Source organism: Sphingopyxis sp. HIX, assembly GCF_001468285.1.
Taxonomy (GTDB): domain Bacteria; phylum Pseudomonadota; class Alphaproteobacteria; order Sphingomonadales; family Sphingomonadaceae; genus Sphingopyxis.
In genome coordinates this window covers 17,524-26,856 of record NZ_LNSB01000028.1, presented here as the reverse complement: position 1 = coordinate 26,856, position 9,333 = coordinate 17,524, and the positions used below count along the sequence as shown (strand labels likewise).

The window sequence follows — 9,333 nt, the reverse complement described above, 5'->3', positions numbered from 1 at the left end:
TTGTTTCACGCAAAGGCGCAAAGGCACAAAGAAGGTTGAAAGGATGAAGTTGATTGGCGCGAAGCGCCCTTCATCCTTGGATTTCTCTGATTGCGCCTCCGGCGCGAGATCGCGCGGCGGGCGCTATCGACACCCTTCTTCTTTGTGCCTTTGCGTCTTTGCGTGAAATATTTCCGGCACAGCTTGGGATCCTCAACCACCGCTCACGGCACGAAGGTCGTGAAAAGGTAGATGGCGAAGAGCATCAGGTGGATCACGCCCTGGAGCACCGTGGTGCGGCCGTTCGCCAGCGTCTGCACCGACACGATCAGCGACAGGAAAAGCAGCACGGTCGACTTGGCGTCGAGGCCGAGGCTGATCGGCAGGTCGGTGACGATCGACAGGATCGCGACCGCCGGAATCGTGAGGCCGATGGTGGCGAGCGCCGAGCCCAGGGCGAGGTTGAGGCTGGTCTGGAGGCGGTCGGCCTTGGCCGCGCGCACCGCCGCGAGCCCCTCCGGGGCGAGGATCAGCGCCGCGATCAGCACGCCGAGCACCGCGGGCGGCGCGCCCCAGTCGGCGAGCAACGCGCCCATGACGGGCGACAAATTCTTGGCGAGCAGCACGACCGCGAACAGGCTGGCGAGCAGGAGCGCGCCCGAGATCGCGGTGCGCTGCATGGTCGGCGGCGCGGCGTGGGTGTCGGGCTCGCCGTCACCATCGACGTCGGCGTCGGCTTCGGGCAGGAAATAATCGCGGTGACGGACGGTCTGCACCAGCGTGAAGGTGCCGTAGAGGATCAGCGATACCGCTGCGACGAAACCGAGCTGGGTTTCGGAATAGAAGGGCCCAGGCACGCTCGATGTGAAATTGGGGAGCACCAAAGTGACGACGGTGAGCACCGTCAGCGTTGCGAGCGCAGCGCCGATGCCGGTACGCTGGAAACGCTGCTCGTGATGGCGGATCGCGCCGCTCAGCAGGCAAAGGCCCATCAGCAGGTTGAGGATCACCATCACCGCGGCGAACACCGTGTCGCGCGCCAATGTCTGCGCCTTTTCGGGCTCGGCCTGCATCAGCGTCAGGATCAGCCCGACCTCGATCACCGTCACCGCGAGCGCGAGGATCAGCGTCCCGAAGGGCTCGCCGACGCGGTGCGCGATGACCTCGGCATGGTGCACCGCCGCGACGACGGCGCCCATCAGGATGACCGCGACCATCCACGAATTGAGCGGCATCGCGAAGCTCGCCAGCGCGGCGACGAAGCCGAGGATCGGGAAGATGTCGTTGGTGCGGTCGGCGAGGCGGAGTTTTGCGGTCATCGGCCTTCTATTGCAGGGCGATTCCCGCCGCGCCACCCCCCGCGGGTCGATTAATGCGCGCGCACCGGCAATCCGGCGGCGGCGAGGCGCGCATGGGCGTCGGCGATCGTCGCTTCGCCGAAGTGGAAGATGCTCGCCGCGAGCACCGCGCTCGCGCCGCCTTCGACCACGCCGGCGACGAGATGGTCGAGATTGCCGACGCCGCCCGAGGCGATGACGGGGACGGCGACCGCATCGGCGATCGCGCGGGTGAGGGCGAGGTCGTAGCCGTCCTTGGTGCCGTCGCGGTCCATCGAGGTGACGAGCAATTCGCCCGCGCCGAGGTCGGCGAGGCGGACGGCGTGCTCGAGCGCGTCGATGCCGGTCGGCTTGCGCCCGCCGTGGGTGAAGATTTCCCAGCGGCCTTCCGCAACCCGCCGGGCATCGATGCTGCCCACCGCGCACTGGCTGCCGAAGCGGTCGGCGATGTCGGCCACGAGTTCGGGGCGCGCAACCGCGGCGCTGTTCACCGCGACCTTGTCGGCACCCGCGAGCAGCAGCGCGCGCGCATCCTCGGCGCTGCGCACCCCGCCGCCGACGGTGAGCGGCATGAAGCAGACTTCAGCGGTGCGCCCGACCATGTCGAGCAAAGTGCCGCGGTCCTGGTGCGTCGCGCTGATGTCGAGGAAGCAGAGCTCGTCGGCGCCCGCGGCATCATAGGCGCGCGCGGCCTCGACCGGGTCGCCCGCATCGCGCAGGTCGACGAAATTGACGCCCTTGACGACGCGCCCGTCGGCGACGTCGAGGCAGGGGATGACGCGAACGCGGACGGTCATCCGCGCCCCACAGCGATCGCTTGCGCCAGGTCGAGGCGGCCGTCGTAGAGCGCGCGGCCGGTGATCACGCCCTCGATGCCGTCGGCGACATGCGGGCGCAGCGCGTGGATGTCGCCGATGTCGGCGACCCCGCCGCTCGCGATCACGGGGATGTTCACGGCCTTGGCCAGCGCCACCGTCGCCTCGACATTGCAGCCCTTAAGCAGCCCGTCGCGGCCGACGTCGGTGAAGAGCAGGGCGGCGACGCCGGCATCCTCGAAACGGCGCGCGAGATCTTCGACGCGCACGTCGGAGACGTCGGCCCAGCCCTCGGTCGCGACCATGCCGTCGCGGGCGTCGACCCCCACGACGATGCGGCCGGGCAGGTCGCGCGCCGCCGATTTGACGAATTCGGGGTCCTTGAGCGCCGCGGTGCCGATGATCACGCGCTCGACGCCGAGCGACAGCCAGCGATCGATGCCCGCGCGGTCGCGGATGCCGCCGCCGACCTGCACCTTGCCGGGGAAGGCGGCGACGATGCTCTCGACCGCCGCGCCGTTGACGCTCTCGCCCGCGAAGGCGCCGTCGAGGTCGACGACATGCAGATGGCTTGCGCCCGCATCAGCGAAGAGCCGCGCCTGCGCCGCGGGGTCGTCGCCATAGACGGTCGCGCGCGCCATATCGCCCTCGGCGAGCCGCACCACCTGCCCGCCCTTGAGGTCGATCGCGGGGAAGATGGTCAGGGCCGCCAATTGAGGAACCTTTCAAGCGTCGCGAGGCCATAGGCCTGGCTCTTTTCGGGATGATATTGCACGCCGACGATATTGTCCCTTGCGACCGCCGCCACGAAGGGACCGCCATGGTCGCTCGTCGCCGCGACGTCGGCCGTTTCGGCGAAATGATAGCCGTGCAGGAAATAGGCCTCGCCCGAAGCGATCACCGCATGGTCGCCTGTGGGGGTCACGTCGTTCCAGCCCATGTGCGGGATGCGGAGGCCGGGCGCCGGGTCGAAGGCGCGCACCGTGCCGCCGATCCAGCCGAGCCCTTGGTGCGTGCCATGCTCCTCGCCCGCATCGGCGAGCAATTGCATGCCGACGCAGATGCCGAGGAAGGGCGCGCCCTCGCCGCGCACGCGCCGTTCCATGGCGTCCACCAGCCCGTCGATCGCCGACAGCCCGTTCATGCACGCGGCAAAGGCGCCGACGCCGGGCAGTACGATGCGGTCGGCTTTTGCGACGACGTCGGGATCGGCAGTGACGGCGACGTCCTGCGCGCCCGCCGCGACGAGCGCATTGTGCACCGAGCGAAGATTGCCCGCGCCATAGTCGATCAGGGCAATGACGCTCATGGTCGGCTCCTAGAGCACACCCTTGGTGCTGGGGATCGTGTCGCCCTTGCGCGGGTCGATCGCGACCGCCTGGCGCAGCGCCCTTGCCAATGCCTTATACATGCTCTCGGCGATGTGATGGTTGTTCTCGCCGTAGAGCATCTCAATGTGCAGCGTGATGCCCGCGGTCTGCGCAAAGCTGTGGAACCAGTGCGGGAACATCTCGGTGTCCATCTCGCCAAGCCGCGGCTGCGAGAAGCTGGATCTATAGACGCAGTGCGGGCGCCCCGAAATGTCGAGCACGCAGCGCGTCAGCGTCTCGTCCATCGGCGCATGCGCCTCGCCGTAGCGCGCGATGCCGCGCTTGTCGCCGAGCGCCTTCAGCACCGCTTCGCCGAGCGCGAGCGCCGAATCCTCGACCGTGTGATGTTGGTCGATGTGGAGGTCGCCCTTCACCTGCATCGAGATGTCGATCAGCGAGTGGCGCGACAATTGCTCGACCATATGGTCGAGGAAACCGATGCCGGTGGACACCGAATAATCGCCGGTCCCGTCGAGATTGACGGCAATCGCGATATCCGTTTCCTTGGTCGTGCGCTGGACGGTGGCGGTTCGCATGGCGCACGCCATAGAGGCTATTTTTCGCGTTGCAAGGCGACTCTCCCCCCTTGACCGGTGCGCGCCGTCCGTTCATCCCCCTCGCCCATGAGTGACGATGTCCGCGACAGCCTGATTCCCTATGACGAAATCGTGCAGGACGCGCTGCGCGCCGTGGTCGGCCGCGTGCTGCGCCAGGTCGAGGGGTCGGACAGCCTGCCCGGCGAGCATCATTTCTACATCACCTTCAAGACGCAGGCCGCGGGGGTCGATATCCCCGCGCATCTGATCGCCAAATTCCCCGACGAAATGACGATCGTGCTCCAGAACCGCTTCTGGGACCTGACGGTCGAAAAGGATCATTTTTCGGTCGGCCTGTCGTTCAACCAGACGCCGTCGGTGCTGGTGATCCCCTATGCGGCGATCACCGCCTTCGTCGATCCTTCGGTCGATTTCGGGCTGCAGTTCCAGGTCAGCGACGACGGCGCCGATCCCGAGCCGCACGACGAGGCCGACAACGACCGCCCCGCGGTCGGCAGCGACGACGGCTCGAACGTCGTGACCGTGGATTTCGGCAAGAAGAGATAGCGCCGTGGCTCCGCCATGGCCCCCTTCGCGTTTCTGGCAATATTGGGCGCTCGCCGGGATGGTGGTGCTGACCGCCGCCTTCTGGTGGGGGGTCGAGGGCTATGCCTTGTTCGAGAGCGGCGGCGTGCGCAACCAGATCGCCGACGGGCTGCTGCGCTTCTCGCTGCTGGTGCTGACCCCGGCGCTGCTGCTCGTCTGGCTCGCCGCGGGCTGGGCGCGGAAGCGCATTGGCGACACCGGCTATTGGCAGATGCTCGCGCTGGTATCGATGACCTGGGCGAGCGCGGTGCTCGCGACGAGGATGATGATCGGATGACCGCAACCCGGATCGAGAGCGACAGCATCGGCGAAATCGACGTGCCGGCCGACGCCTATTGGGGCGCGCAGACCGAGCGCAGCCGGCATAATTTCGCTTTCCCGGCGCACGAAAAGATGCCGCTGCCGATCGTCCATGCGCTGGCGCGGATCAAGCGCGCGGGGGCCGAGGTCAACCGCGGCCACGGCCTCGACGGCGCGCTCGCCGATGCGATCGTCGCCGCGGCCGATGCCGTGATCGCGGGCGACCATGACGATCAATTCCCGCTCGCCATCTGGCAGACGGGGAGCGGCACCCAGTCGAACATGAACGCCAATGAGGTGATCGCGGGGATCGCCAATGACGCGTTGACCGGAAAACGCGGCGGCAAGTCCCCCGTGCACCCCAACGACCATGTCAACATGGGCCAATCGTCGAACGACAGCTTCCCGACCGCGCTCCATGTCGCGGTGGCGGTCGAGACGAATGCGCGGCTGCTGCCCGCGCTGGCGGTGCTCACCGACGCTTTGATCGCCAAGGCCGAGGCATGGGGCGATATCGTCAAGATCGGCCGCACCCATTTGCAGGACGCGACCCCGCTGACCCTCGGGCAGGAATTTTCGGGCTATGTCGCGCAATTGATCGCGTGCCGCGCGCGCATCGAGGGCACGCTCGCGCACAATATCGCCAAGCTCGCGCAGGGCGGCACCGCGGTCGGCACCGGGCTCAATGCCCCCACGGGCTTCGACGCCGCGATGGCCGCCGAGCTGTCGCGCGGCACCGGCATCGCCTTCGAGCCGGCGCGCAACAAGTTCGAGGCACTGGCGTCGAACGACGGGCTCGTCTTCTTCTCGGGCGCGCTGAACACCCTCGCCGTCGCGCTGACCAAGATTGCCAACGACATCCGCCTCTTGGGCTCGGGCCCGCGCGCGGGGCTGGGCGAGCTCGACCTGCCCGCGAACGAGCCGGGCAGCTCGATCATGCCGGGCAAGGTCAACCCGACCCAGTGCGAGATGCTGACGATGGTCGCGGCGCAGGTGATCGGCAATCACCAGGCGGTGACCGTCGGGGGCTTGCAGGGGCATCTCGAGCTCAACGTCTTCAAGCCGCTGATCGGCAGCAATGTGCTGCGCTCGATCGAATTGCTCGCCATCGGCATGGCGGGGTTTACCGAACATTGCGTGCGCGGGCTCGAACCCAATCGCGCGCGGATCGACGAGTTGATGCAGCGTTCGCTGATGCTCGTCACCGCGCTCGCGCCCGAGATCGGTTACGACAAGGCCGCGAAGATCGCGAAGCACGCGCATGAGACGGGGTCGACCCTGCGCGAGGCGGCGCTGGAACTCGGTTATGTCGACGCGGCGACCTTCGACCGCGTCGTCGATCCGCGCGCGATGCTGGGGCCGGAACCGACCGCCTCCTCTGGGAATTGATGGGAGGAAGGAGAGATGGGCATGATCGGCAGGATCGTTGGCGGCGTTCTCGGCAGCGCCATCGGTAAGGAAAAGGGCGGCCACCCCGTCGCAGGCGCGGTGATCGGCGCGGCGACGCTTTTTGCCGCGCGGCGCCTGTTCCCGCAGCGCTATGCCGCGATCGCGGCGTGGGGCGCGGCGGGTTATCTCACCAAGAAGTGGGCCGAACGCGCCGCCGCGCGCAAGGCGGCCGAGGATGCGCATAAGGCCGATGCGGAGCTCGCCAATGCCGGCGTGGTCGATCCCTATGCGGGTGTGTCGGACACCCCGCCGACCGACGGCGAAACCATCGGCGACGCCTTGCCGCCGGCGATTCCGCTGGGCGCCGACGGCAAGCGGCCGGCGATCCACTGAGTTTCGCGCCGGGATGACGAAGGCGGCTGGCCACGACGCCTATATCGCCGCGGCGCCCGAGCCGTTTCGTGCGGTACTGGCGAATTTGCGCAAGCAATTGGCGGGGGCGCTGCCCGATGCCGAAGAGGTCATGAAATATGAAATGCCCGGGTTCGAGATCGCGGGGAAGACGATTGCGGGCTATGCCGCTTTCGCCAGGCAATGCGGCCTATACCTCGATCCGGGCGCCATTGCCGCGCATGCCGACGAGATTGCCGCGCTGAAACTCAAGGCCACCAAGACCGGTGTCACATTTGCGGCGAACCGGCCGATCCCGGGCGACCTGGTCGCGAAACTGGCGCTGGCTTCGCGCCGCGAACTGGGGCTCTAGCCGCCCGCCTGCCACTCCTTTACCGCCTCGATCGGCGACACGAGCATCAGGACGTTGAGCGTCAGATTGTCGCGGATCGTCCACAGCGTGAACAATTCGAAGGCGATCGCGAGCGCCACGGTGATCCACCAGCGCATCCGGCTCGCCGTGAGGAAGCCGCCGATCATGAACAGGGTGTCGCTCACCGAATTGAGGATCGAATCGCCCGAATAGCCGAAGGCCATGGTGACCTCGCGGTAGCGGTCGATGATCACCGGCGAATTTTCGAGGATTTCCCAAGCGCCCTCGATCCCGATCGCGATGGCAAGCGGCACCCAGAGCGGCCGTTCGGGCATGATCCAGCGCAGCAGGCCATAGAAGATGAAGCCGTGGATGACGTGGCTGAAACTGTACCAGTCCGAAATCTGCTGGCTGTTCTGGTTCGACTGCACCGTCCCGTGCCACAGGCTGACCGTGCCGCACGGGCAGATCGGCGGGCGCTCCATCGCGAAGAGGATCGCGGCGAGCAGCGCGACCAGCGTTGCCACCACCAGCCAGCCCGTCCGCGATATTCCCGCCATATGCCTCCCCCTTGACCGCCGCGTGTCTCCGCGCAATTAGCGCCCATGGCTGAAAGCGTCCACCTCAACCGCCGCGGCGTGTTGTTCGTTCTCTCCTCGCCCTCGGGCGCGGGCAAGACCACCATCTCGCGCATGATGCTCGAGGCCGACAAGGATATCGCGCTGTCGATCTCGGCCACCACGCGCCCGCCGCGTCCCGGCGAGGAGGACGGCGTCCACTATCATTTCGTCGATACCGAGACCTTCAAGAAGATGGCCGCCGACGGCGCGTTCCTCGAATGGGCGCATGTCTTCGGCCACCGCTACGGCACCCCGCGCGCGCCGGTCGAGGCGCTGCTCGCCGCGGGCAAGGACGTGCTGTTCGACATCGATTGGCAGGGCGCGCAGCAGCTCTACCAGGAGGCGGGTCCCGACGTGGTGCGCGTCTTCGTGCTGCCGCCGACGATGGAGGAACTCGAACGGCGGCTGCGCGCGCGCAAGACCGACAGCGACGAGGTGATCGCCGCACGCATGGAGCGCGCCGCGAACGAGATCAGCCACTGGGACGGCTACGACTATGTGCTGATCAACGACCATGTCGAAGGCTGTTTCGACGAGGTCCGCGCGATCCTGCGCGCCGAGCGGCTGAAACGCCGCCGCCAGATCGGCCTGATCGGCTTCGCGCGCGACCTGATCCGCTCGGTGCCCGATGCGGAAAGGAAGCTGTAGCGCCGGCTTCCCGCGTCAGCTGGCGCGCGGCCGCCGGCTCGCCGCCATTTTTTCTGCCTGGGCGCGGATATTGTCCATATCCTCGACTATCGACCGATAGCGATCGTCGAGCAGGCCCCGACGCTCCATCTCGGCGCCGACGGTCGCCGCTTCGTCGAGCAGATGGGGCTCGCCCAGGTCGACCGCGCGCCGGACCAGCGAAATCAGCAGGCTGCCTTGCGCAGGTCGCGAGTCGGGCTGGCGCGCGGCGAGCTTGCGAAACAGCCCCAGGGCTTCGAGACCCAATTCGTTCGACCTGTCGATCTGCCCCAGCCGCGCTTCGATCCGCGCCAGATTGTCGAGGTCGATCGCCAGCGACCTTATGGTGAAATCGTCGCCATTCCCTGCGGCGACGATCGCGCGCATGCGGTCGACGCCTTCGCGGGCGAGGCCGGCCGCCAGGCCGAACTGTTCGTCGCGCAGCGCAACGCCGGTCTGAAAGCGCAGGATCTGTGACAGGGCGCCCGACAATTGGACACTGTCCGGAAACTCGCTTTGCGCGGCGCGCAGCTCGGGAAGCAGCGCATCGAGTTCGGCGCGTCCCTCGACCGGGGCGGCATAGGTCCGGTGCATGGCGATGGACGTCCGATAGAAAAGACGATCGATCCGGAATTGCCGGCCGAGCAAAAGGTCGGCCGGCGCGGTATCCAGAATGGCGAGCGCACGCTCATAGTGCCGCAAACGCCCCGCCGCGTCGTTGACCAGTTTCGGGTCGCCGCCCATGTCGTAAACGCGGCGTGCCTCCGCCAGCGTATCGACCGCTGGGGAAATCGACGCGACCGGGGGCGGCGCCGGCACAGCCGGGGCCGCGGCGAGAACGGCGGCCGCCCAACATATGATCAGCGATGCCATCGCATTTCTCCCCATGCATCCGCGCGATGCCGCCGGATATTTCCGCGGGAGTTTCGTTCATTGCAAGCCCCATCGGGGC

At 67.4% G+C, this 9,333-nt stretch carries 13 protein-coding genes; 6 read left to right on the top strand and 7 right to left on the bottom strand.

Annotation, left to right across the window (positions count from 1 at the left end; genetic code table 11):
- Window positions 1–203: 203 nt before the first annotated feature.
- From ATE62_RS14115 to hisB, 5 genes are read right to left on the bottom strand one after another with little or no spacing between them, the layout of a single operon-like run.
- Complete coding sequence (locus tag ATE62_RS14115) at window positions 204–1,298, bottom strand: calcium:proton antiporter (RefSeq protein ID WP_058807983.1); 1,095 nt, start codon at window positions 1,296–1,298, stop codon at window positions 204–206.
- A 50-nt stretch (window positions 1,299–1,348) separates the two neighbouring features.
- Window positions 1,349–2,113, bottom strand: a complete 765-nt coding sequence (gene hisF, locus ATE62_RS14110) for an imidazole glycerol phosphate synthase subunit HisF (RefSeq protein WP_058807984.1) — start codon at window positions 2,111–2,113, stop codon at window positions 1,349–1,351.
- On the bottom strand, window positions 2,110–2,844 hold the full coding sequence (hisA, locus tag ATE62_RS14105; protein ID WP_058807985.1) for a 1-(5-phosphoribosyl)-5-[(5-phosphoribosylamino)methylideneamino]imidazole-4-carboxamide isomerase: 735 nt from the start codon (window positions 2,842–2,844) through the stop codon (window positions 2,110–2,112). Before hisA ends, hisF begins: the two co-directional genes overlap by 4 nt.
- On the bottom strand, window positions 2,832–3,440 hold the full coding sequence (gene hisH / locus ATE62_RS14100; protein WP_058807986.1) for an imidazole glycerol phosphate synthase subunit HisH: 609 nt from the start codon (window positions 3,438–3,440) through the stop codon (window positions 2,832–2,834). Before hisH ends, hisA begins: the two co-directional genes overlap by 13 nt.
- Before the next feature lie 9 nt (window positions 3,441–3,449).
- The gene (hisB, locus tag ATE62_RS14095; protein ID WP_058807987.1) at window positions 3,450–4,037 is read right to left on the bottom strand and encodes an imidazoleglycerol-phosphate dehydratase HisB; all 588 of its coding nucleotides are present in this window, start codon (window positions 4,035–4,037) and stop codon (window positions 3,450–3,452) included.
- Between the two features lie 87 nt (window positions 4,038–4,124).
- Here hisB and ATE62_RS14090 point away from each other — a divergent pair, with 87 nt between their 5' ends.
- Genes ATE62_RS14090 through ATE62_RS14070 form a run of 5 tightly spaced genes read left to right on the top strand, consistent with a single transcriptional unit; the run spans window position 4,125 to window position 7,095 of the window.
- Window positions 4,125–4,604 (top strand): SspB family protein, encoded by a 480-nt coding sequence (locus ATE62_RS14090; RefSeq protein WP_058807988.1) that lies wholly within the window; start codon window positions 4,125–4,127, stop codon window positions 4,602–4,604.
- Between the two features lie 4 nt (window positions 4,605–4,608).
- A complete protein-coding gene (locus ATE62_RS14085) occupies window positions 4,609–4,920 on the top strand; it encodes a hypothetical protein (protein WP_058807989.1) in 312 nt (103 codons plus the stop codon).
- Window positions 4,917–6,332 carry a class II fumarate hydratase gene (fumC, locus tag ATE62_RS14080; RefSeq protein WP_058807990.1) on the top strand — a complete coding sequence of 472 codons (1,416 nt, stop codon included), beginning with the start codon at window positions 4,917–4,919 and terminating at the stop codon, window positions 6,330–6,332. Before ATE62_RS14085 ends, fumC begins: the two co-directional genes overlap by 4 nt.
- 21 nt (window positions 6,333–6,353) lie before the next feature.
- Window positions 6,354–6,725, top strand: coding sequence for a hypothetical protein (locus ATE62_RS14075; protein ID WP_082662821.1), 372 nt, complete (start codon window positions 6,354–6,356; stop codon window positions 6,723–6,725).
- Window positions 6,726–6,738: 13 nt separating this feature from the next.
- A complete protein-coding gene (locus ATE62_RS14070; protein WP_058807992.1) occupies window positions 6,739–7,095 on the top strand; it encodes an iron chaperone in 357 nt (118 codons plus the stop codon).
- On the opposite strand, the gene ATE62_RS14065 is transcribed toward ATE62_RS14070, so the two are convergent.
- A complete protein-coding gene (locus tag ATE62_RS14065) occupies window positions 7,092–7,655 on the bottom strand; it encodes a DUF2585 domain-containing protein (RefSeq protein WP_058807993.1) in 564 nt (187 codons plus the stop codon). The two genes, ATE62_RS14070 and ATE62_RS14065, sit on opposite strands and share 4 nt — an antisense overlap.
- Window positions 7,656–7,700: 45 nt before the next feature.
- On the opposite strand from ATE62_RS14065, the gene gmk reads away from it, so the two are divergent.
- Window positions 7,701–8,363 (top strand): guanylate kinase, encoded by a 663-nt coding sequence (gene gmk / locus ATE62_RS14060; protein WP_058807994.1) that lies wholly within the window; start codon window positions 7,701–7,703, stop codon window positions 8,361–8,363.
- A gap of 15 nt (window positions 8,364–8,378) precedes the next feature.
- Here the strand turns inward: gmk and ATE62_RS14055 are convergent, their stop codons facing one another.
- Window positions 8,379–9,254 carry a hypothetical protein gene (locus tag ATE62_RS14055; protein ID WP_058807995.1) on the bottom strand — a complete coding sequence of 292 codons (876 nt, stop codon included), beginning with the start codon at window positions 9,252–9,254 and terminating at the stop codon, window positions 8,379–8,381.
- Window positions 9,255–9,333 lie beyond the last annotated feature (79 nt).